This window comes from Cupriavidus sp. 207A1, assembly GCF_057798955.1.
The window spans coordinates 45,386-68,129 of sequence record NZ_JBYOJO010000023.1; the positions used below are offsets into that span (position 1 = coordinate 45,386).

Annotated in this window: 24 protein-coding genes; 21 read left to right on the plus strand and 3 right to left on the minus strand. The window is 61.9% G+C overall.

The window, feature by feature from the left end; genetic code table 11:
• Nucleotides 1-4 precede the first annotated feature (4 nt).
• The 6 genes from AC3FMM_RS29670 (at nt 5) to AC3FMM_RS29695 (ending at nt 6,856) form a co-directional block, all read left to right on the plus strand.
• A complete protein-coding gene (locus tag AC3FMM_RS29670) occupies nt 5-865 on the plus strand; it encodes an alpha/beta fold hydrolase (RefSeq protein WP_488687976.1) in 861 nt (286 codons plus the stop codon).
• A 12-nt stretch (nt 866-877) separates the two neighbouring features.
• On the plus strand, nt 878-2,212 hold the full coding sequence (locus AC3FMM_RS29675; RefSeq protein WP_488687978.1) for an MmgE/PrpD family protein: 1,335 nt from the start codon (nt 878-880) through the stop codon (nt 2,210-2,212).
• Between the two features lie 34 nt (nt 2,213-2,246).
• Nucleotides 2,247-3,230 carry a tripartite tricarboxylate transporter substrate binding protein gene (locus tag AC3FMM_RS29680; protein ID WP_488687980.1) on the plus strand — a complete coding sequence of 328 codons (984 nt, stop codon included), beginning with the start codon at nt 2,247-2,249 and terminating at the stop codon, nt 3,228-3,230.
• A 78-nt stretch (nt 3,231-3,308) separates the two neighbouring features.
• The gene (locus AC3FMM_RS29685; protein ID WP_133096980.1) at nt 3,309-4,112 is read left to right on the plus strand and encodes an IclR family transcriptional regulator; all 804 of its coding nucleotides are present in this window, start codon (nt 3,309-3,311) and stop codon (nt 4,110-4,112) included.
• Between the two features lie 368 nt (nt 4,113-4,480).
• A complete protein-coding gene (locus AC3FMM_RS29690; RefSeq protein WP_488687983.1) occupies nt 4,481-6,004 on the plus strand; it encodes a 3-hydroxyacyl-CoA dehydrogenase in 1,524 nt (507 codons plus the stop codon).
• Between the two features lie 453 nt (nt 6,005-6,457).
• On the plus strand, nt 6,458-6,856 hold the full coding sequence (locus AC3FMM_RS29695) for a VOC family protein (RefSeq protein WP_082818939.1): 399 nt from the start codon (nt 6,458-6,460) through the stop codon (nt 6,854-6,856).
• Between the two features lie 267 nt (nt 6,857-7,123).
• Here the strand turns inward: AC3FMM_RS29695 and AC3FMM_RS29700 are convergent, their stop codons facing one another.
• Nucleotides 7,124-8,032 (minus strand): LysR family transcriptional regulator, encoded by a 909-nt coding sequence (locus AC3FMM_RS29700; RefSeq protein ID WP_488687986.1) that lies wholly within the window; start codon nt 8,030-8,032, stop codon nt 7,124-7,126.
• Nucleotides 8,033-8,151: 119 nt separating this feature from the next.
• On the opposite strand from AC3FMM_RS29700, the gene AC3FMM_RS29705 reads away from it, so the two are divergent.
• Complete coding sequence (locus AC3FMM_RS29705; protein ID WP_488687987.1) at nt 8,152-8,547, plus strand: GFA family protein; 396 nt, start codon at nt 8,152-8,154, stop codon at nt 8,545-8,547.
• A gap of 75 nt (nt 8,548-8,622) precedes the next feature.
• On the opposite strand, the gene AC3FMM_RS29710 is transcribed toward AC3FMM_RS29705, so the two are convergent.
• Nucleotides 8,623-9,522, minus strand: a complete 900-nt coding sequence (locus AC3FMM_RS29710; RefSeq protein ID WP_488687989.1) for an AraC family transcriptional regulator — start codon at nt 9,520-9,522, stop codon at nt 8,623-8,625.
• A gap of 240 nt (nt 9,523-9,762) precedes the next feature.
• On the opposite strand from AC3FMM_RS29710, the gene AC3FMM_RS29715 reads away from it, so the two are divergent.
• From AC3FMM_RS29715 to AC3FMM_RS29745, 7 genes are all read left to right on the plus strand, one after another.
• Complete coding sequence (locus AC3FMM_RS29715; RefSeq protein WP_488687991.1) at nt 9,763-10,449, plus strand: fumarylacetoacetate hydrolase family protein; 687 nt, start codon at nt 9,763-9,765, stop codon at nt 10,447-10,449.
• A 24-nt stretch (nt 10,450-10,473) separates the two neighbouring features.
• On the plus strand, nt 10,474-11,352 hold the full coding sequence (locus AC3FMM_RS29720) for a polysaccharide deacetylase family protein (RefSeq protein ID WP_488687993.1): 879 nt from the start codon (nt 10,474-10,476) through the stop codon (nt 11,350-11,352).
• Nucleotides 11,353-11,414: 62 nt separating this feature from the next.
• The gene (locus AC3FMM_RS29725; RefSeq protein WP_488687995.1) at nt 11,415-12,665 is read left to right on the plus strand and encodes an MFS transporter; all 1,251 of its coding nucleotides are present in this window, start codon (nt 11,415-11,417) and stop codon (nt 12,663-12,665) included.
• Nucleotides 12,662-13,417, plus strand: a complete 756-nt coding sequence (locus tag AC3FMM_RS29730; protein WP_488687997.1) for a sulfite exporter TauE/SafE family protein — start codon at nt 12,662-12,664, stop codon at nt 13,415-13,417. Before AC3FMM_RS29725 ends, AC3FMM_RS29730 begins: the two co-directional genes overlap by 4 nt.
• 38 nt (nt 13,418-13,455) lie before the next feature.
• The gene (locus AC3FMM_RS29735; RefSeq protein ID WP_488687999.1) at nt 13,456-14,931 is read left to right on the plus strand and encodes an amidohydrolase family protein; all 1,476 of its coding nucleotides are present in this window, start codon (nt 13,456-13,458) and stop codon (nt 14,929-14,931) included.
• 236 nt (nt 14,932-15,167) lie between these two features.
• Nucleotides 15,168-15,722, plus strand: coding sequence for a RidA family protein (locus tag AC3FMM_RS29740; RefSeq protein ID WP_488688001.1), 555 nt, complete (start codon nt 15,168-15,170; stop codon nt 15,720-15,722).
• Nucleotides 15,723-15,975: 253 nt separating this feature from the next.
• Entirely contained in the window at nt 15,976-16,359 is a 384-nt protein-coding gene (locus AC3FMM_RS29745) for a c-type cytochrome (protein WP_488688003.1), read from the plus strand.
• 410 nt (nt 16,360-16,769) lie between these two features.
• Here AC3FMM_RS29745 and AC3FMM_RS29750 read toward each other — a convergent pair whose 3' ends face one another.
• The gene (locus AC3FMM_RS29750) at nt 16,770-17,024 is read right to left on the minus strand and encodes a hypothetical protein (RefSeq protein WP_488688005.1); all 255 of its coding nucleotides are present in this window, start codon (nt 17,022-17,024) and stop codon (nt 16,770-16,772) included.
• Between the two features lie 624 nt (nt 17,025-17,648).
• Between AC3FMM_RS29750 and AC3FMM_RS29755 the strand changes: the two genes are divergently transcribed.
• From AC3FMM_RS29755 to AC3FMM_RS29785, 7 genes are all read left to right on the plus strand, one after another.
• Nucleotides 17,649-18,041, plus strand: a complete 393-nt coding sequence (locus AC3FMM_RS29755; RefSeq protein ID WP_488688007.1) for a hypothetical protein — start codon at nt 17,649-17,651, stop codon at nt 18,039-18,041.
• Nucleotides 18,042-18,173: 132 nt separating this feature from the next.
• A complete protein-coding gene (locus tag AC3FMM_RS29760; protein ID WP_488688009.1) occupies nt 18,174-18,647 on the plus strand; it encodes an outer membrane lipoprotein in 474 nt (157 codons plus the stop codon).
• An 88-nt stretch (nt 18,648-18,735) separates the two neighbouring features.
• A complete protein-coding gene (locus AC3FMM_RS29765; protein ID WP_414249571.1) occupies nt 18,736-19,140 on the plus strand; it encodes a hypothetical protein in 405 nt (134 codons plus the stop codon).
• A gap of 177 nt (nt 19,141-19,317) precedes the next feature.
• Nucleotides 19,318-19,695, plus strand: coding sequence for a hypothetical protein (locus AC3FMM_RS29770; protein WP_414249570.1), 378 nt, complete (start codon nt 19,318-19,320; stop codon nt 19,693-19,695).
• A gap of 10 nt (nt 19,696-19,705) precedes the next feature.
• Complete coding sequence (locus AC3FMM_RS29775; protein ID WP_488688011.1) at nt 19,706-20,176, plus strand: hypothetical protein; 471 nt, start codon at nt 19,706-19,708, stop codon at nt 20,174-20,176.
• Between the two features lie 330 nt (nt 20,177-20,506).
• Complete coding sequence (locus AC3FMM_RS29780; RefSeq protein ID WP_488688013.1) at nt 20,507-20,869, plus strand: hypothetical protein; 363 nt, start codon at nt 20,507-20,509, stop codon at nt 20,867-20,869.
• Between the two features lie 105 nt (nt 20,870-20,974).
• Nucleotides 20,975-22,498, plus strand: a complete 1,524-nt coding sequence (locus AC3FMM_RS29785) for a hypothetical protein (RefSeq protein WP_488688015.1) — start codon at nt 20,975-20,977, stop codon at nt 22,496-22,498.
• Nucleotides 22,499-22,744 lie beyond the last annotated feature (246 nt).

Below are 22,744 nucleotides of genomic sequence, written 5' to 3' on the forward strand. Positions count from 1 at the left end.
TGGCATGTGCGGCGAGCGCGGCGGTACGTTGGTGACTTCGGTCGATGGCTGCGAGGTCATTTGGCGAAGCTTTGGCGATGGCCCGGCGACCGTGCTGCTGCATGGTGGCCATGGCAACTGGCGGCACTGGACGCGCAATATCGGGCCGTTGTCCCGCAACCGCCGGCTGCTGGTGCCGGACATGCCGGGCTTTGGCGATTCCGGTGCGGCGCCGCGCGCCGACCTGCCGGGACTCGTCGATGTCCTGGCCCGCTCGCTGGCCCGCTTATCGATGGACCAGTCGCTGAACCGTATTGACTTGGTGGGTTTTTCCTTTGGCGCGCTGGTGACGGCGCACCTTGCGACCCATGAGGGTCTTGGCGAAATCGAAGTCGGCCGCCTGGCATTGCTCGGGCCGGCCGGCCACGGCGGTCCGCGCCGCATGACGCAGGCGCTGGTCGACTGGCGCCGCTGCCTCGATCCGCACGCGCTTGCCGCGGCGATGCGTCACAACCTGGCGGCATTCATGATCGCCGATCCGGCCGCCATCGACAGCGAAGCCGTGGCCATCCACACGCGTGCCTGTCGCGCGACGCGCTTCCATAGCAAGTCGATCTCGCGCGCGGGCGGATTGCAGCAGGCGCTTGCACACTTTCCCGGCCCGGTATTGATGATCTGGGGCGAAGCCGATGTGACCATGTCGCCGGCATCGATTGCCGGGATCGCCCGCGACTCGCGGGACGCGTCAGCCGGCGCGCCAGCAGTCAGGGTCCGCGTGGTGCCGGGCGCCGGGCATTGGGTCCAGTACGAGGCCCACCAACAAGTCAACGGGCTGCTGCAGGATTGGGTGCAGCAGTCCCCCCACACGCCGGAGCAGGCCGGCTGAGGAGAACCCATCTTGAACGCAACCGAGGCCTTTGGGCCGTTCTTCAGCACAGTCAAGGCAGGGCCGCTGCCCGCCGAGGTGCTGCATCATGCGAAGCGCGCGCTGGTCGACTGGCATGCGGCGCTGTTTCCGGGCATCGGCACCGATGCGGTCCAACGCCTGCAAAGCGTGCTGGAAGAGGAGCTTGGCCGCGGCAACGCGACGCTGCCAATGGGGCAACGTGCCACGGCGCGCGCCGCGGCGCTACTCAATGGCGCTGCCGCCCACGCTGCGGAGATCGACGACAGTTTCCGTGATGCGATGTACCACCCCGGTGCCGCCACCATCGCCGCCGCGATTGCTGCGGCACAGGACGTGGGCGCCAGCGGCGAGACGTTGCTGAAGGGCATCGTCGTCGGCTATGAGGTGTCAACGCGCATCGGCGTCGTGCTGGGCCGGGCGCACTATCGTTTCTGGCACAGCACCGCCACGGTCGGCACCTTTGGCGCGGCGGCCGCCGCGGCGTTCATCTATGGCGCGAACGAGGAGCAGCTTGCCCACGCGCTGGCGACTGCGGCCACTTTCGCCGCCGGACTGCAGCAGGCGTTCCGCATGGACTCGATGTCCAAGCCCCTTCACGCGGGCCGGGCTGCGGAGGGCGGATTGCTCGCCGCCCGCGCCGCCATCGCGGGCATCACCGGTTCGCTCGATGTGCTCGACGGTGAGACCGGCATGGGGCACGCGATGTCGGACGGCCCTGACTGGAACGGGCTGGCATCGACCCTTGGGAAAGACTTCCATATTTGCCGGCTGACCTTCAAGAACCACATTGGCTGCGGCCATACCTTCGCCGCAATCGACGGTGCGCTGGCGCTGAAAGCGAAGCTGGGCATCGAAACGGCCCAAATCCGTCGCCTCCGCGTCGCCACCTATCGTCCGGCGCTGGATATCGCCTGCTATCTCGACCCCAAGAGCGAGAACGAAGCCAAGTTCAGCCTCAAGTTCATCGTCGCCGCCGCCCTGGTGCATGGCAGCGTGCGCCTGTCGGCATACACGCCGGAACGGCTGTGGGACAGCGAGACGCGCCGGCTGATGGCCTGCATGACGGTCGAGGTCGACCCTGAGATCGACGGCCGGTTTCCTGGCAAGCGCGCCGCAAGGGTGGAGATCGAAACCCGGGACGGTGCCACGGCAGACTACCTGCAGCCGAATCGCAAGGGTGATCCGGAGGATCCGCTGACCGACGACGACCTTGACGGCAAGTTGATCGAACTGGCATCGCCGGTGATAGGTACCGATGGCGCGCGCCGGCTGGCGCAGAAGATCTGGCACATCGACACGCAGCTGGAGGTCAGTCTGTTTGGCTGACTAATGGAGGCCCAGCGCCGAGGAGATCAGGATCATGCTTAGCATTCTTGCCATAGGTCGACTGCTGTTCGCCATGCTGGTGACGGCGTTGCCGATCATTCCCCTGGCCGCGCACGCGCAGCCCTACCCGGCGCGGCCGGTGCGCATCATCGTGCCATTCCCCGCAGGCGGGGGCACTGACGTGATCGCCCGCTCGCTGGGCGATGAATTGTCGCGCGGCATGGGTAAGCCCTTCATCGTTGAAAACAAGCCCGGCGCCGGCTCGGTCATGGGCAATGACCTGGTCGCCAAGAGTTCGGCGGATGGCTATACGCTGCTGCTTACCACCAGTGCCTTTTCTATCGTCGCCAGCATTGGCATCAAGTTGCCGTATGGCGGCATCCAGGCCTTCGAGCCGGTGGCGCTGCTCGGCCGCGCGCCAAATGTGGTGCTGGTTCGCAACGATAGCCGAATCCGCTCGGCGGCAGATCTGCTGCGCGATGCCAAAGCCAATCCGGGCAAGCTGACCTATGGCTCGGCAGGTAACGGGACGTCGGTGCACCTGGCAGCCGAGTATTTCCAGTCCTTGGCTGGTATCCGGCTCGTGCACGTGCCATACCGTGGCTCAGCACCTCAGTTCGCCGACCTGCTGGCCGGCCATATCGATGTCGCGTTCGCGACGATGGCCAGCGCCGCAACGCTGATCCGCGACGGGCGCGTGCGGGCGCTGGCCGTGACCTCGCCCGCGCGGTCCCCGGCTTTCCCGAAGGTGCCTGCCGTCGCGGAGGCTGGCGTCAAAGGTTACAGCGCCGAGGTCTGGTACGGCGTCTTCGTACCGAAGGGAACGCCGGCGACGGTGGTCGCCGCGCTGCATCGAGCCATCGCCCAGGCATCTGCCGGTGGCGCGTTCCGCGAAAGGCTGGCGCGCGAAGGGGTGGTGGGCGGCATTGGTTCGCCACAGGATCTTCGCGCCACTGCCGAGCAGGAGGTCAGTCGTTGGCTGCAAGTGGTGAAGGACAAGGAGATCCGCATCGAGTAGCATTGCCCGCAGCCCAACATGCGCAGGCGCCGGGCGCCGACTTCCAGAACGGTCACTGGCCCGCAGTGACTCCCTGCTATGCCGAGCAGCATCGTCAACATCGAACGGATCAAACCAGGCCAAGGCAAGGCGACGCCCAACCGCTCGCTAGAGCGTGGCATTGCCGTACTACGCGCCTTTCGCGCCGGCTCGTCCATGCTCGGCAACAGTGAAATTGCCGAGCGCACCGGCTTGTCCCGCTCCACAGTCAGCCGCCTGACGCAGTCGCTGATAGAGACCGGCATGCTCGAGTATGTCCCGCAGTTCCGGGCCTACCGGCTGGGTGTGCCGGTCCTCAGTATGGCGCATGCCATGCGCGACGGCTCGCAGGTTCTCAGGGTCGCGGCGCCGATGATGGCCGAGGTTGCCATGCGTCAGAAGATCAATGTCGGACTGGCGGTGGCGGAGGGCGACGAGATGATTTACCTGGAGTCGTTCCGCTACAACCGGCGCCAGTCACTGCGTACGGTGGTGAGCGGACAGCGCATCCCGATGGCGCTGACCTCTCTCGGCCGCGCGCACCTGGCAACGCTGTCACCGGAGGCTTTCAGTGCGATGATGAGGGTCATGGCCGACAAGTACCGCGGCCGCGGCTGGGGCGCACTGCGACGGGAAATCGATGCTGCGGTGTGCTCCGTGCATGAGAAGGGCTACTGCGTTGCGTCATGGCAGCCTCAGGTCGTGGCCATGGCAACACCAATGCGCTTTGACGAGTATACGGCCCATGTATTGAACGTCAGTGTATCCACGCAGCAGGATGCCGGCGCTATCGAGGCGGCGCTGGCCAAGCCACTGATGGAACTTGCGGCGGCGATACAAGCGCGGATGCTTCGGGGAGAGTAAGGCGTCGACGCGGTATCGCCTTATTGCCACGTTCGCTAATACCTATAGCAAATTTTAAAAGGGGAGGTAAGGATGGGGTCAGACCGCCATTGCAGTGGGCCGTTCACGCTGCCCGACGAGATTGGCGTTGCAGAGGGTAACGCATCAAATTGGTTTCGATACCTTGCAGAATTGAAGGGCTTCCCGCCCGTGAGTGTCACCACACCGGCCTGACGTGGCTCGGCACAGATCCAATTTCAATGGATGGAATTGAGCGGGTGCGCGGCGGCTCCATGAGAGTTACTCTCCGCCATCATGGGAGACTGCAGCCCTGGGTTGCCCTTCTAGTGCGGCCATCGGCCACTCTCCGACTCAAACAGAGCGTCTCTATGAACTCTTCTGACATCAACACCCTTGGCATCGTCGGCACCGGCGCCATGGGCCGGGGCATCGCGCAGATCGCCGCGCAGGCAGGCCTGACCGTCAACCTGTACGACGCCAACCCGCAGGCGGTGGAAGCCGCGCGCAAGTACCTGCAGGACACGCTGGCCAAGCTCGCGGACAAGGGCAAGCTCAGCGCCGCCGACGCCGAGGCCACGCTGGCCCGCGTCAAGCCCTGCGGTGCGCTGGAAGACCTAGCCGGCTGCGACATGGTGCTCGAAGCCATCGTCGAGAAGCTGGAGGTCAAGCGTGACCTGGTGGCCAAGCTCGAAGCCATCCTGCGCGAAGACGCCATCATCGCCTCGAACACCTCGTCGCTGTCGATCACCGCGATCGCGGTCGGTTCGAAACATCCCGGCCGCATCGCCGGCTACCACTTCTTCAACCCGGTGCCGCTGATGAAGGTGGTCGAGGTCATCGATGGCCTGTCGGGCAACCCGGCGGTGGGCGACGCGCTGATGGCGCTGTCGCGCCGCATGGGCCATACGCCGGTGCGCTGCAAGGACATGCCGGGCTTTATCGTCAACCATGCCGGCCGCGGCATGAATATCGAGGGCCTGAAGGCGGCGCAGGAAGGCGTGGCCGGATTCGCCGACATCGACAACATCATGCGCGAGCAGGCCGGTTTCCGCATGGGGCCGTTCGAGCTGATGGACCTGACCGGGCTGGACGTGTCGCACCCGGTGATGGAATCGATCTACAACCAGTTCTACCAGGAGCCGCGCTACCGTCCGTCGCCGATCACCGCGATCCGCGCGGTCGGCGGGCTGATCGGGCGCAAGGCCGGCGCCGGTTTCTATGCCTACGCCGATGGCCAGAAGCAGGTGCCGGCCGCCGCCGCGGTGCCAAGCGCGCGCCCGTCGAGCGTGTGGGTCAGCCACGCCAGCGAGCGCGGCCACGCCATGGTGACCAAGCTGCTGGGCGCGCTGGGCGTGACTCCGGAAGGCGGCAACCAGCCCTCGGCCGATGCGCTGATCGTCGTCACGCCGCTGGGCCTGGACGCCACCACCAGCGCGCTGCAACAGGGCCTGGACCCGGCCCGCACCGTCGCCATCGACACGCTGCTGCCGTTCGAGGCCACCAGGCGGCGCACGCTGATGACCACGCCGGCCACCAGCGCCGCCGCGCGTGATGCCGCGCATGGCCTGTTCGCCAGCGACGGCGTGCCGGTCACGCTGATCCGCGACTCGGCCGGCTTCGTCGCCCAGCGCGTGCTCTGCTGCATCATCAATATCGCCAGCGATATCGCGCAGCAGCGCATCGCCACGCCGGCCGACATCGACCTGGCCGTGAACCTCGGCCTGGGTTACCCCAAGGGCCCGCTGGCGCTCGGCGACGCGGTCGGTCCGCAACTGGTGCTGGAAACGCTGCGCAACATGGAAGCGCTGACCGGCGACATGCGCTATCGCCCGAGCCCGTGGCTGTGGCGCCGTGGTGGCCTGGGCCTCTCCCTACTGACTGTCGAGGCGTGATTTCAGGTGATCTCGACGAGCACATCAAGGATAGGCCCGTACTCGTAAGTATTTCGTCGAGCCGCATCACGGGCCGTCGCAAGCCGATGACGAAAGACCGTTCGCGGTAGGAGGACGGACATCCGTTGGCGCACGCCGAATGTCGCAAAATGGCCGGCTGCGGCCGTTGCGACGCTCTCCATCTTTGGCATTTCAATTGGCTCAAGGGTGCGGAAATCCTGGATCGGGGAGGAAGGCAGTCCGGACGGTCGTGCTCAATGACCAGTTGGGATCGCACGTTGAGCGACGGTTTCCATCTATTGCCGCAGAAGAACAACATCGCCTTGCCGCTTAATTAGCCCCGATTTTGCGTCTCGGTATCGGACCGGCGAGGCTGACTTGGGGAGGCTAGGAGCGATGCCACCTCACAGCCGTGATAATGTTCGTCGCCGCTACCTTCCTGGGAGACGCAAAGTGATTTCGCACATTTTTCTTGGAGTTAACGACTTCGATCGTGCTTTTGAGTTTTATTCGGCGTTGATGCATGAACTAGGACACAACCTCAAATTCTGCGAGCGCGACACGCCATGGGCAGGGTGGATGGCAACGGACGCACCGCGGCCGCTGTTCCTTATTGGCAAGCCATATGACGGCAATGCTGCGCGAGGTGGGAATGGTCAAATGGTGGCATTGCTTGCGCGTGACCGGCAGACCGTTGACCAGGCATACGCCCGTGCGCTCGCAAACGGAGCAAATTGCGAAGGCGCTCCTGGCCTAAGAACCCAGTATCACCCTCACTTCTACGGCGCATACTTCCGAGATGCTGATGGAAACAAGCTTTGCGTATGCTGTCATCACCCGGTGTCGGTTTAGCGTTATCGATTTAGCACTGACCTGCCTCTACGCCTGTCGACACGGCCAGCGCCTCAGATGGCCGTCGACGCGCTGGCGCGGGCAACGGAAGCCGAAGCGGACGGCGCATATACGGCGTTGACCGCCATCCTTGTCGAAGGAAACCACTTGCCACCGCCGACGATAGCTGTCATCCGAGCCATCCGTCCGGTCAAGGAAACGATGGGCGCCTGCGATCCCAGAAAGACACTCGATATATGGCGCACGACCCTCGCCCCGTTTGTGACGCTACTGGTGGGATGCTGAGGCGATCTTTTGAGAAAAGAACTTCACGAAAGCCTCGACCTTCCTCGGATGATTGCGAGGTTTCGGAAACACCGCATATATTCCCGGCTGCTCAGATGCACCAATCTCGTCGTACTCTTCCAGCAGCCGAATCAAGCCGCCGCTGAGTAAGTCCTGCGCGACAAGCCAGTCGGGCTGCCGGGTGATTCCCTTGCCTGCTTTGGCCCATGCAATCAGCGCATGCGATTCGTTACTCGAAAATGGCCCATCTACCGGAATTGCCATAGTTGTGCCGTCCACCTGGTACTGCCAAGATGAGGAATGCGGTTCATGGCGGTAAATCAGGCACTGATGTCGTGCCAGTTCGGCCGGATGCCGGGGGGCGCCATGAGATGCCAGATAGGCGGGACTGGCGCATGTTACGCGGCGGTACGTGCTGAGGCATCGAGCCGAGAAATCGGAATCCCCCGGTCGCCCCGCCCGCAGGGCGAGATCGAAGCCGTTGGCGACAAGGTCGACAATCCGGTCGCTAACCTGGAGATCGAGGCTGATTCTCGGGAAGCGTGCCGTGAACTCATGGAGATGCGGGTACACAAAGGTCAGCGCCACGCCCAACGGTAATGTGACGCGCAATTCACCCCTTGGTTCGGACGCAAGGCGCCGGACCGCATCTTCAGCTTCATGCGACTGTTCAATGATGCGCTTTGCGTGTTTGTACCAGAGCCTGCCTGCCTCGGTCACGGCGATGCGACGCGTCGTCCGGTCGAGCAGGCGCGCGCCAAGCCGTTTTTCTATTCGGGCTAGTGCGCCGGTCACCGTCGCAGGCGCGAGTCCGAGGACCCGGGCTGCCTGCGCCATGCTCCCCGAGTCCACGATCTGGCAGAACACCTGCATGCTGAACAGCTGATCCATCGTCGATTATTCGTAAATCATGAAGAATCCATTCATGGGCGGCTACTTTATCAAAATTTCCGCACACCCTACGATCTTCTCCAATTTGGCATTCATCGCAACACTTCCTCGAGAAGCCCATGACCCAGCACGGCAGTTGTCTCTGCGGACGCATCAAATACCGAATCCACGGCCCGTTAACCGACGTCCTGAATTGTCATTGTTCGATGTGCCGAAAGCTCCATGCCTCGGCCTTCCGCACGAGAGCCAAAGTGGCGATTAGGGATTGGGAATGGGTATCCGGGCAGAACACCGTCAAGTTTTACGAGTCCTCGCCTGGCGAGCACAAGGGATTTTGCAGCGAATGTGGCTCAAGCATATTGACGCGATTTGACAGCAATCCCGATGTATTCGGATTCCCGCTCGGTACGCTTGATAGCGATCCCGGCGTGAAGGCCGAGCGTCATGTTTTTGTCGGCAGCAAGGCGTCGTGGTATGACATCACCGATACGCTTCCGCAGCACAAGGAATACTGAGACCAGTCGGAACAATGCCAGTCTCATCGGCTAGCCCTCAGCTCACCACTTTGCTATGTCTTTTGACAGGTGGCCTTACTCGACCCAAGTTCGCGCGCCCACGTCCTGGAATTGGCGTCGATATGCCAAAGGTGTCGAACCCACGATCTGCCGAAACCGCCTAGCAAAGTTATTTGGTTCGCCGAATCCCGTGCTTTGCCCGATTTCTGCGGCCGAGGCGGATGTGAAAGCCAGCAAAGTCTTTGCCCGCTCGATCCGCCTTTCGGTCACGATCTCCAGAAAGGTCTTTCCGGTTTCACTCTTCAGCAGGTGGGCCAGGTGTGTTGCTGACACATGACTGGCCTGCGCAGCGTCGCCCAAGGTCAATTCCCGCGAAAGGTTTTGGGTGATATACCGAATGCAGCGCAGCACGGACTGCTTGTACGACTGCAGCAACATCCCGTTGCTCTCGCAAAGACGAATCTTGTCACCGTGGCGTCGCCACACCATGCCAATCAGGTTTAGCAAGTGGCTGCGGATCAGCAAGTTGCTGGCCGTATCGTCACTGGGCGATTGCTGGGATTCTTGCGCCATGCGCTCGCATAGCTCCTGAAGGTACTCGGTGTCCAGTTCATCGAACTGAAAATCCAGACAATGCTGAAAGCGGAAGGGACCAAGCTCTGGCGCGCGCGCGAGCGGCACTTCCGACAACTCGAAGACATCAAGGTTAAGCGACGGCAGCAAATACTCTTTGCTGATGTTGATTACGTGGAACTTGCCGTCCGCTACGTTCGGAATGTAGTGAACCAGAAACGGCAGGACGAAGCTTACGGTGCCGGAGCGAATGGGCCGCTGCTGGCCCCCAATGTAATGAGTGGTCTCGCCTAGCGTGTTGACGTAAATCTGGAAGTACTCGTGACGGTGCGGCACCGGGTTGGGCAGACAGTTGCTCTGATCGTGGATGCCAAAGTAGGCGCTCTGCGCCCGGGCCGCCATGGTGTAGTTCCGGATGACAGCGCCCGTTTTGCCCTCGTGGTCGAGGGGCGGCAGCGGGGCGTTCGAGGGATTCGCTCGGTGCATGGAAACGTGGGGGCAAAGGATCGTAAGGATTGCGCATCTTTTCGCAAGCCTGTGCGTTGAGGCCGAACGACCGCGTCTCTAAACTCTAGCCACTCCGTTCAATAATCTTACACAGAGACAATCCTTATGCCTAGAGCCAGTGCGGACAGCGTCGTCGTGCAATCGACGAAGGTCCCGAGCGTTACCCCCGCCATTATTGGTATCGTCGGCAGCGATCAGCACTTCCCGGTACGGCGCGTCTATTGCGTGGGGCGCAACTATCTTGCCCATATCCGGGAAATGGGGGAGGGTGACGAACGCGACCCGCCATTCTTCTTCCAGAAGCCGGCCGATGCCATTGTGACTGATGGGCGCGTCCCGTATCCGACGTTGACAGACGACTTTCAGTTCGAATTTGAACTCGTCGTTGCCATCGGCAGTGAAGCGGCGGACGTGCCGCCGGACACTGCACTGGATCATGTCTTCGGCTACGCCGCAGGGCTTGACATGACGCGGCGTGACCGCCAACGCGAATGCAACAAGCGTGGCCTGCCGTGGGAGCTGGGCAAGTCATTCGACCATTCGGCGCCATGCGGTCCCATCCATCCCGTGGCGAAGGTGGGCCATCTCCGTTCGGGCGCACTGAGCCTGGCGGTAAACGGGGACGTACGACAGCACTCGGTCCTGGAGAAGATGATCTGGAACGTCCATGAAATCGTCAGCGAGCTGTCCAGGCAGTACCGCCTGCTTCCTGGGGACCTGATCTTTACCGGCACGCCAGAAGGCGTTGGTCCGGTGCAGCGCGGTGACACGTTGATCGGCCGTATTGAAGGACTCGACCCCTTGCAGGTCGAGATCGTCTGAGTCCGGGGTCAAAGGAAACACGCCATGAAACCACTCGAACGCATCTCATTTTCGGCCATTTCCGAGCGCCCCGCCCTGACGCTGCCGGCTGGCAAGCGCCTGGCCGTTTGGGTCATCGTCAACGTTGAGGAATGGGATATCAACGAGACCATGCCGCGCACGGTTCTCACGCCTCCGGCGGGCGGTTCGCCGATGCCAGACATCCCGAACTGGGCCTGGCACGAGTACGGCAACCGCGTCGGCTTTTGGCGCATGCTGGACGTCATTGACGAGCTTGGGATCAATGCAACGCTCGCCATCAACGGCTCGGCCATCGATGCCTACGAGCCTATCGCCAAGGCGGCGATGGCGCGTAACTGGGAGTTCATCGGCCATGGCTTTGGGCAGCGCAACATGCAGAAGGTGCCCGACGAAGCGGTCGACATCGCAAAGACCACCGAGGCCATTCGCGCCTACACCGGGAAGCGCCCCCGCGGCTGGCTCGGACCGGGGCTCACCGAGACCTGGAACACGCCTGACATCCTCGCGGAGCAAGGCTACGAGTACGTGTGCGACTGGGTGCTCGACGATCAGCCCGTGGAACTGATGACGCGAGATGGCGGCCGTATCGTGAACGTGCCCTACACACAGGAGTGCAACGATGTAGCGATGATGCTGATCCAGCATCACAAGGCCAGCGAGTATCGCGACCGCGCTATCGACCAGTTCGAGCAGCTTTACGCCGATGCGAAGGGCTCAGCCCGCGTGATGGCGCTGGTCGTGCATCCGTACATCATGGGCGCGCCACACCGCCTGCGCTATTTCCGGGAGGCGCTGGCGCACATTCGGGCACACGACGACGTTGCCTTCCTGACGGGAGAGCAGATCCTCGATTGGTATAAGGCAGCGCGCGCGGCCTCATAGCCGGATCCGTGCATCGCCAGGAACTCGAACAAATCTCTCGCTTGACGAGAAGGGGACAACACGTGAATTCCTCGACTTCGGCCGGCTCGCTGACCGGAGACGTGCGCAGCGATGCGCCCGTCACGGCATTGGAGATCGGCATGTTTCTTGTGCTGCTTGCCTCCTATGCGCTCAACGCGATGGACCGGCAGATCTTTCCGCTGATCGCCGCAGATGTGCGAAGGGAGTTTGGGTTCGGCCTCGCCGACACCGGCCTGCTTTCGACCATCTTTACGCTCGGCATGGCACTAGCCGGGGTACCGACAGGCTACCTGCTGGCGCGGTGGTCGCGCAAGGCCGTGCTCCAGATTGGCATCGCGATCTTCTCGCTTGGCACGCTGTTGACTGCCTACTCGAGCGGCTTCGCCGACATGATCCTCTACCGCGCCGCAACTGGCATCGGCGAAGCGATGCAGCTGACTGTGGTGATCGCCATCGCGGCGAGCTATTTCGCTCGCTTCCGCGCGACGGCCGTTGGGGCCATCAACTTCTCCTTCGGTGTCGGCGCCATCGTGGGACCGCTGCTCGGTGGGTACCTGATCGGCATTGAGCGAAACTGGCGCTTGCCGCTGGTGGTGTTCGGCCTGACCGGATTTGTCGCCATGGCGCTGATCGCGGCTACCGTGAGCAAGCGCATGACCGAGAAGGCCAGCGCGATCGCCACGCACATCGACACGCGCGGTGCAACCACGATGTGGAACCGCAACACGGCTCTCTTGACTGTGATGAGCATCATTGGCGGGTTGTGCATCTATGGCTACCTCGGCATGTACCCCACGTTCCTGCGCGAGCATCTGCACTACACGCCGGCGGACACTGGTCGCGTCATGAGTATCTTCGGGTGCGGCGTGTTCGCCTCCATCTTTGGCGGCTGGCTTGGCGACCGCTTCCACCCCAAGCTTGTGTTGTCGCTGAGCTTTGCGGGGACCGGGCTGCTCGGCTACCTTCTGTTCTCGGGGCCGACGGGCATGTTGGTCCAATCGGTGCTGTCATTCGTGTGGGGGCTGGTGGTGAGTGGCGTGCTGTACGTGAACCTGGCCGGCTACCACATCAAGTCCGTGCGCTCTTCGCTCACGAATCGGGCCACCGGTGTCTTTGTCACGACGCTCTACGGCGCGGGCGCTTTCGCGGGCTACATCATCGGCGGCATCGCGGCACGCTTTGGCTGGAGCACCGCCGGCTTTGCGCAGATCACCTTGCTATCGGTCTTCGGAATAGTACTCACCGTGCTACTGCGGACCGACCGGATGTCCTTGCCTGTGCGTAAGCCATGACGCCGGCCGAATGGGTGCTGCTCGGTGGCGCTGCGACTTTCGCCGGCACGCTGAATGCGGTGGCAGGCGGCGGTAGTTTCCTGACACTGCCGGCCTTGGCGATGGTGGGCGTGCCGCTGGTATCTGCCAACGCCACAGGGACCGCCGCGCTCCTGCCTGGCTATATGGCGGGTGCCTGGGCACAGCGCAAGGATCTGTCGGCGCCGATGGCACCCTCGCTTCTTCGGCTAAGCGTACTGTCGGTGCTGGGCGGTGCGGCAGGCGCTACGTTGCTGCTGTCGACCTCGAACACCGACTTCGGGCGCATTGTGCCATGGTTGCTGTTAGCCGCGACCCTTCTCTTTGCCTGTGGGCCAAGGCTTCTGCGCAAAGGAGCCGTCGCATCGCAGTCCCCCAGTGAATGGATCACGGACATCAGCATCGCTGCGGTCGCGATCTACGGTGGCTATTTCAACGGCGGTCTCGGCATCTTGCTGCTGGCGGTTCTCGGGGCGCTTGGGCACACCGACATGAGCCGGATGAACGGCATCAAGAACTTCGTCTCCGTGATCCTGACGCTGATGGCAGTCGTTATCTATGGGGCCAGCGGTGCCATCGATTGGACGCATGCACTATGGATGGCGATAGGCGCAACGGCCGGCGGATACTTCGGCGGCGTCCTCGCTCGGCGACTGAAGCCGGCACTTGTGCGCGGCTTCGTCGTCATGACAGGGCTGGCAATGACGACAGCATTCTTTCTCAAGACGAACTGACCGCACCTCTCGCAAAACAATTTGCATCGGAAAGAGACATGAGAACAACCAGAAGAGAATTCACCAAGGCCGCCGGCGCATTGATGGTCGCGGCAACCGGGATCCCATCGCTTGTCGCTCCGGCATCGGCATCGGCATCGGCTTCGGCGCGGGGCGGCACGCCATTCGCAGCGACCCGAGTCCGTCGAGGCACCTACCTAATCAAAAATGGCATGGTCATCACGGTCGACCGGACGCATGGTGTTTTGCCGCGCGCCGACATATTGGTTCGAAACGGCGTGATCGAGAAGATCGGTCGGGGTCTGAGCGCGTCCGGCGCGCAGACGATCGATGCCACTGACATGATCGTCATGCCCGGCTTCGTCAACTCTCACTACCATATGTGGAGCGCGATCGGACGCAGCTTCACTGCGCGGAATGGGGGTTTTTCCTACTACCCGGCCAAGAGCGCCACATCCGCCTTGTACACGCCGGAGGACTTCTACAACAGCGTGATGCTTGCGTGCGCCGAACTAGCGAACGGCGGGACCACTACCGTGCACAACTGGTCGCATAACACCCGCTCCGCGGCCCATGCGGATGCCGAACTTCGCGCGCACCAGCACGCTTTGCTGAGGGCCCGTTACTCGTACGGCCACATTGACAAGCTCCCGGTAGACGAGGTGAACAGGTTCGGCGACCTTGCGCACGTCCAGCACAAATGGTTCGGTGCAAACTCCCCATTCGAAGGTTTGGTGCACCTGGGACTGAATCTGCGTGGTCCGCAACAGAGCACCGATGCTGTCTTTCACGAGGAAATGAAATTCGTCAAGAAGAGTGGGCTTCCCGTAGCGATCCACGCGCCGCAGGAGTCGCCCAACAATGTCGATGCTGTCGACTACGAGAGGCGCGGTTACCTCGGCCCCGATTTCATGATCGCGCATTACGTCCCGGCGACGACCGAGGACTTGATGGCGATGGCGCGCACGAAGACACCGCTCTCCTTTGCGACGCATTCCGAGCTCCGGCTCAGCAGCACGGGCGATGCCCGGGCTGCGCTGTTCGCGATGCGTGCCGCGGGGCTGACTATCTCATTATCAAGCGACGCGACGTCCATTGCCCCACCGGACATGTTCGAAATGATGCGTTTCACCTGGAACCTCGGGGTGCCCTGGATTGGCACTCCGAGCGAGCGGGCAAGGGCGGTCAGCGTGCAAGAGGTGATCGAGATGGCGACGATCAACGGAGCGATCGCGATGGGGATCGGCGACATCACTGGATCGATCACAGAAGGTAAGCGCGCAGACATTATTCTGGTGCGGGCCAAGGATCTGAACATCTGGCCAATAGGCAATATCGAAACGGCGATTGTGCAGAGCGGCAGCGCCAGCAACGTCGACACGGTGTTAGTCGATGGCCGAATAGTAAAGAGAAGCGGTCGCTTGCTAGCCTACAACGTGGACAGCATTGTTCGCTGTGCTCAGCAGTCCTCCAACCGGATTCTCAATGCGGCTGATGAGATGATGAAGTTATGAGTAATCTAAAGAGTGAGTGGGCCGAATGCCGCCTTCTGTTCGAGATGAAATGCACACCGAACTCCCTCCGTGGACACAGGCAGCGGGAGTCATTTGTCCGCCCAAGGGGCGACCACTCGATTTAGTTGAAACGAACGCGAGTACGTTCTTCGCATATGCGTTCTTCGTTTTGTACGGTTGGGCAAGGCAACGCCGCGTTGTCCGGACCTTCATCCTTTACTTACCAGGCCCTGCCCATGCGCACAGCACGCTTGCTATCATGTAGTTCGATCGCGGCCCTTGCCACCCTCGTTGTGCCGGCGCTCTGCATCGCCAGTGCCAACGCCGCCGAGCAGATCGTCAGGCATCGCAACCCGGCGCACATGACCGAACCGTGGGCGCGTGAGTTCGCGGAGGTGATCGAGATTCCCGCCAATGCGCAGCTGCTTGTGCTCAGCGGCGTGGGGCCCACGGTGGCGAATGCCTCGGCGCCGCCCGATACCGCGGCCTCCTATGGCGACACCGCAACCCAGACTCGCAGCGTGCTTGACCAGATCGAGCGCATCCTCCAGGATCGCGGCTATCGCATGGGCGACATCGTCTCCATGCAGGCGTTGATTGTGGCAGACCCGGCCACGGGCAAGCCAGACTTTACCGGCTTCTCGAGCGCCTATAAGCAATACTTCGGAACAGACAAGCAGCCCAACGTGCCGGTGCGCACGCGAGCCGAAGTCTTGCGGCTGGTGCCGTCAGGATGGCTAGTCGAAGTCACCGTCATGGCGAGCCGTGTGCCGTCGCGGCGGGCACGGTAGAAGACATGGGCTAACTAGCGGTGCGCCGCAACCGGGAGGGCGGAGCTTGAGTGGCCGGGCCCAGATAGTGGGACAGCGCACCTAACTTTCGGTGGAACATGACTGAGTGCGCCGAGCCGCCGCCTGCGAGGCGGGTTGCCCAGGAATCGGCTTGGCGGCCCGACGAGCTGTCGCGTGTCGTGGCCCTCATGTGTTGCAGTGGTGCTCCCCGGTATTTGCTCTCGATTATGATCTGATTTATACAATAAGCTAAATGAAAGTAAGAGAGTTATGTATCGCTTCGCTAGGAGTTGTAGTGCTAACTCAAACATCACTATCCTGGGCGCAAATTTTTAATGGGAAAAATCTCTTTACGCAGAGATGTGCCATGTGCCATGGAGCAGACCTCAAAGGCACAGGGCCATTGGCCAAGAAAAGCACTCCTCCCACACCTGATCTGACAACCGCCGCTTTCAAAAGACGACTCAATGATTATCCTGGTGTTATTGTTTCATCGGTGATACTTCGTCCAAATGGAGACTTGATTCCAAGAACTTTGCAAGAGAATGGTGTAAGACTGGCGCCGCACTCTTGGACTGTTAAAGATTTTCGAGATTTGAATAAATACATGAGTGGTGTGATTTCAAATAGCCGATGATCTTGAGGTACAAGCCGATACGAAAGTTCGATGATCGCGGCCACTTATCCTTGGGGCCGGCCGTTAGCCAGACGACCTTCGTCTGGCGTGAAGGGCAGCCAGATTCAAAGTGACTGCTCTGGATTTGAACCGTCGTCTGTGCCGGTTCGTAGGCAGTTCAACTATGGATTGCGCCTTGACTGACTGTCTGCAAGGGGCCAACTCAGCGGTCGGTCGCCAGAAGGTTGGGCGGCCGAGAATGGCGGGACTTAGCCATCGGGCGGGTCAGGTGCAAGGGGCGTGGTAACAGGGCCGCTGCCGACCCAGAGCAGCCATTCCAACCTGTCCATGCCAAACGGCCACACTGGCCGGGAGCCGCCGTCGGCGTTGGAGCGATGCGTAGCTGCTTCGGGGTGATTCTGATTGCAGTTCTATCTGCCTTTGACGACGATGGTTCCAAGTATCACCAAGAAACATGATATATAAAGAGACCGCTCCCAGAAATAGAAGTCGGCGCCGGTCACCGGGTTCGAATTGACCAGCTTCCGGAGCTCTGCACGGCTTATATTAGTAAGTTTTTGTATTTTGCTAAGACGATGCTTTATGTATCCATAACGCGCCGCAGAAATCATCAGCCATAAAAATAGAAACTGCACAATCATCTTGGCGACTGGGTGGTCGATCATGATTGAATGCCTATGGATAGTTAATCTGTTAGCCGCACCGGAGATGGTCTCATTAAAGGTCGAAATAGAAGCTGAATCGATGGCATCCTAAGTAGTTGAGATCTAGCTGCAGCCTCTGTACCTGCGCTTCATTGTGTTGGCTCGTCTCGGAGGCGGAAATCCACCGTAAGGATGATTCGCCGCAAAAACAAGGAGCATGCGGAATGGCTCCCTGCCAGCGAGAGAGCGCCAACGAAACATGGTTCGTGCAATGCAATTTACCAAAAACCCATCACTGTTGCCCGTTCCGCCGAGTTGTTGCTTTGGGACGATATTGAGGCTTGCGTCACAGATCATCGAACGCCCGTTGGCATGGTAATAGCCGACATTTGAACGATGGTGGAAGTGCTCGGACCAATTGCGCATTATGGCCGGTCTCGGACGTTTTGCTCTTGGACTTGTCCGAGAGCCGCCCAGGAGATTCTTGAGGTAGCCACCTTGCGAGGGAGAGCCCCACGCTGCTAGCATCTAGCGACACCTCGCGTCTCGGACGCATCGATTCAGTGGCCGCGCGCCATCAGTTTTTTCCAACCCGTTGGGGCAGCTGCCCTGGCGGTGTGCTCCAACCTTTCTTCGGAGCACACTTTGAACGATTCCCCTGATCAAAGCGGTACGAACCATGCTTGGCGTCGCGTTCGCGTGACGGGCAGCTGGCTGCCAGACAATGCTGTCGTGTGGGCACATTGGAAGGGCACCATGTGGAACGGCTTTGCGGTCCCGTTGTTCACGCACCAGGACGCCATCAGTCTCTGTGCAGTGATGCCGAACCTCATGTACGTCGAGGCCCGCCAAGCCTTCCTGTTCGACGAGAACGGCGAGGCAGAATGGTTCCACGCAGCACCTCAAGTCGTGGATGGCGAGGAGCTGCACCTGTATTCGCTCGGCGAAAGCTGGTGTTGGCAACTCGCCGACGCGTCGGATTATCGAGACGTGGTAGCAGATAGCTACCAAACCAGCCCTCTCCACAATTGCGGCTGACCCTGCTAACATTGCTGCACCTACCGCGTCCCAGACGCATCGACCCTTCCGGTTGTATAGCCGGACATTTCCTTCTCCCCCTACGGGCCTCATGCCCGTGGGTATGTTGGCCCGCTTTTCATCGAGGCCAATATGTTCAAGCGTTTTCTCCTGCTTTTGCTTTGCTGCGCCGTCTTCGCTGGCTGCGCCGCCCAGCCGACTTCGCCGAACACCTACCGGGGTTCCGAAGCGCTGCGCCCTGGTACTGCTGAAGCTGTCACAGTCGTCCGGATCCGTCCTGTCACGATTGCTGACACCGACGGCATGATGTCTGCGAACACCGGCGTGCCGGGCGTTCTCGGTGCCGTTGTGGGCGCAGTGCTTGGCGCACGTGTCATTGGCAACGGCAATGGCCGCTACCTGGCCGGCGCGCTGTCGGGCACCGTTTCCGCGGTGATCGCTCAGACGGCCGCCAATCACCTGAGCCGTCGCAGCGGCGTGGAGGTCATTGTCCGTACGGACAGTGGCCGCCAGATCGTTGTTACGCAAGACGCTGATCAGCAATTCGTCACTGGCGAGCGGCTGTATCTCGTCTCGAGTGCCGGCGGTTCTCGCCTCACTCGCTGACCTGGCTCCAGACGGAGCCTCATCCCTTCACATCTTCCCCGCGCGGGCCTCCCGCGTGGGGGCTCTGTCGCGAACAGGAGCAGTTCACATGTTCGACGTCGCAGAAGCAACCCCTATCACCATCACCCCGCTCGAAACGAAAGGTAAGTACATTTTCGAAGTCGCCGACGACATCCGTCGTCAGTTGCGCAGTGCCGGCCTCGAGCCGGAGTGGCTCAACGCGAGCAACTTCATGGATGACGACAACGAGGCGCTGTACGGCCCCAAGTCGTCACGCCAGTGGCCCCAGTTCGGTGCTCGTGAACGGCTCGCCGTCTCGGTGCATCGCGGCTGGTCCGAAGGCTGGGCAATCCACGTCGATCGCATTGGCTACGACGGCGATGCGCCTGGCGTGACAACCGCGGCGCAGAAGTTGTTGGTCGGCAAGTGGTTGACCGAGCGTCAAGCTTGGGACAGCGTTCGTGCGATCAGCAAGATGTTCGATGTCGCCTGAGTTCAGGCCATCCCATTCGCAAGCCCGAGAGGGCTTGCCCAACCCTTCGGGGTTCGGCAAGCCGCTTTTACCCGCGTCATTGACGCATCGACCTATCGCACGGCATCGCCGGACCAACCCTTGCGGGACACTCGTCCCGGCAGGGAAGGGATGTCCCCACCCATCCAGAGGATATCCATGAAACTTCCCAAGTCCTTTTTCGCACCCTTTCCGAACAACCCGGCCGCATGCCAGGAACTGCGCCGTGACGCCTGTCGCGTGCTGCGCCGGTTCGCTGGTGACATGGCATTGCGACCGGGCGATTACACGATCCGCGAGCATCGCCAGCGCCGGCGCGACGTCAACGTGTTTGCGTTGCAGACGGACTCGTTGCTGGTCGAGATTCAGCATCCGCCCGGCGCCGCCGGAATTCGCATGTCCTACCGGACGTGCCGCGGCCGCAACGACATGGCAGGGGGCCGCGACAATACCGTCAGCGTGGAGTCGCTGGCCACCCAGGGTGGCTATTCCGAACTGGTATCCACGCTACGCGTGGTGGCCGGGCGGCGCAGCTGAAGGAGTGGCGATGACGATCTTGATCAAGGTCACGTTCACTTCGACGGCTGGCGAAGAAATTCACGGCCAGGCGCTGTATGAGCCGGCGTCCGGTATCGTTACTCTGCCATCGCGCATGCTTGACTTCGTACAGCGTGCCAAAGCGTCGGGAGACGGGCACGCCATCGTTGCGCACGAAGACGGATACCGTTACCCATTGCAACCGGTTGACAACGGTGTCTACCAGCTCGACCGCTCTCGACGACAACGCCAAGGCTTGTTGGAACAGGCTTGGAAAGCTGTCACGGCGCCCACGAAGGAACAGCGCCAGCAGTCGGGTCGCTTTGCTCATACGCTATCCGCAGCTGCGCTCATTGGCGCGAGCGGATACGTCGGGTCCAGCCGCGCTTGGAACCTGGGCGCTGTGACGGACGTTGTTAGCCTCATCGGCGTCGGTGTTGTACTATTTCTCGTAGGTGCAGTTCTTTCCAAAGGAGACTGAGTGATGACTCTTGGTCTGTTTGTATTAATCGTCGGGGGTGCCATCTCGGCGTTTTTGCTCTGGGCCGACCGCAACGGCCGGCGTGTACACAAGGATTGAGTGCTTTTTACGCCATCTGATCAAGCTGCTGAGATCCAGCGCCAGGTTGATCAGCCTGTAGTGGCTTAGAGACTCCAATCCCCAATCCCTATAGCCGATCAGTCGGCTCACCGCGTGAACGCACCCTTGAGGTGCGTTTTTCGCTTCCACACCTACACGGGCGTCGTCCCGTCGGGGGCGGCTCCGTATCTCAGGACTCCCTCGATGGACACAAACGTAATTGGGGCTGGCATGGCCAGCTATCCCGCCGGCGTGCAGCTGCGCGTCGGGCTCTACGACTCGACCCTGCGCCCGGCTATCCAGCTGATCTGCGCAGACGATGGCATGCCGTATGCCTCCCTCAGCGTGAACTTGCCGGGCACGCCATTGCTCGACAGTGAATTCTGCGTCGCTGCCGACTGGAACCTCCCGGCGGATCTCAAAGCGGCGCTGCTGGCCACCGGCAAGTTCGCGGACACCGGCCGCCTGTCGACGGGCCTTCCCGAAGGCGGTGCGATCTGGCGCATCGATTGCCCCGAACTGCTGTCACAGTTCGCAGGAGCTCGGGTCGTCGCACGCCGCAGGCCTGCGCGTCGCATTGCCGCCCTGGTGTAGCACCACGGCGCATCTTCCAACCCTCTCGGGGCACGCCGCGAGGGGGCGTGTTCCGTTTCCGGAGCACATATGTACGTTATTTCGATAGGATCGGCCAGATCCGAAATGCGCACGACGATCGCCGGCGTGCTGGAATACCTGAACCAGGACCGACGCGGCCTGGCCGCACCGCGACCCGACGACGTCACCGTACGGCACGTCGAGCGCGGTGAAATCGCCGTGCATCACCTGAAGTCTGGCCGGTTCGCCGTGCGCCCGCGGGGCACGGCCCGGTCGATCCTGACCCAGGTCCTCGATGAGATTGAGCGGTACCTCGTCCGGATGGACGGCAAGGTCCTGCGCCCGCACGAGATGACGCGCGCCTCCTGGGGCGCAGTCGTTGCGGCAGGCCGGCTCGCCTTCTTCCCCGAGGAAGCCATCGATATGGCCGCTGCCGAGGCAGGCCCGCTCCTGCATACCCGGGATCTGTTTGAAGCCCAAGGGCCGTTCGACATCGCAGCCTTCGTCGACGGTGAATTCCGTCGCCGTTTCGGCTACGGTCGGCAGGGGCCGGCGTATGCACCTGGCGCGAGCCCAAACTCGCGCCATGAACTGCATGTGGCCTATGCCCTGTTGCGCGGCGAGAAAGTCCGGGAATGCGTACTGAGCGCCTACCGCGACGACCCGGAGATCGGTAAGCACGACCTGCCGTGGCTGCGGCCGCTGATAGACGTGCCCGCACTGCGAGGCGCACTATCGCCCGCGCAGTTGCAGGGCCTCTGCCAGGTCATGCGGCACGAGCATCTGCCAATCACGGCAGGCAACGAAGGGAAGCTGCTCGCGATCGTACGACGGCTGCCCGAGGATTGCCGAGACGTGGAGGTCGACGATGCCTTGTTCGCAGCCGGCATCCTGCAGCCGCGGACCGCGCCGGTGCTCAAGGCTGCGCAAGGACCTGCCGCTACCCCTGTGTCCCCGCTGGCGCAGCGCATCCACTCGCTCGCGACCCAACGGCGCTTCAACGCCACGATGGAGCGAGCCAAAGCCCAGCGCGAAGCCATGGAAATCAGCCAGCGGCACTTCGATGATCTTGCGCGGCGCGCAGTCGCCGAGCGCACCTGCGCCGGCTACGACTGGGCCAACAAGGTCGCGCTGGCGGTCCTGCAGCGTGACGTTGCCGCGGTCCTGGAGACCTTCGACAGCCCCAAGGACTGGAACACCGAGACCAAGCGCGCCTTGCGTGACGAGACCGGTGTCGATCTGCTGCAGTGCACTGCAGCGCAGCGCCGCCGGCGGATCTTCGAGTTGTGCGGGTTCTCTCCAGCAGAGCAGGAGCGCTGGGAGCGAGAAGCGGCCGCAGCGAAGGCTGTCCGCGCTGCCACGCGGGAGATTGAGGACGCCCGCAAGCGCGCTGAGGCCTCCAGCTGGAGGCTTGAGAGCGGCAAGGTGTTGAACGGACGCGAGTACGTCGACTTTTGCATCGCCGAGGGCTTCTCGGAGATCATCGACATGCCACGCGGCCGTGCGCGCGCCTATCGCATCTGCCATCCGCGACGCGGCATGTCGCGCCCGCTGCGCGCCAAGGACGGCACGCTGACCTACGCCCGGGCACGACTCGCCCAGGCCGTCCCGGCTGCCATCGCGGCTTGATGGAGTTCCCCTGGCCCTTCGGGGCCGGGGCGCTTCCCTGAATCACGTGTATTTTTCCCGAGCTTTCGTCCCTATCGCAAGAGGGCCGCAGCGGTAGCCTGTCACCTACTAAGCGGTGTTTGCACTGGTCCGAATCAGTCCAAACACTGTTTTACCCGCGTCGTTGACGCATCGACCCCAACGCCGGCATGCCGGCCATCTCTTGAACCTTCCCACAGGGACGCTCCCTGTGGGGACGGCCTGTGG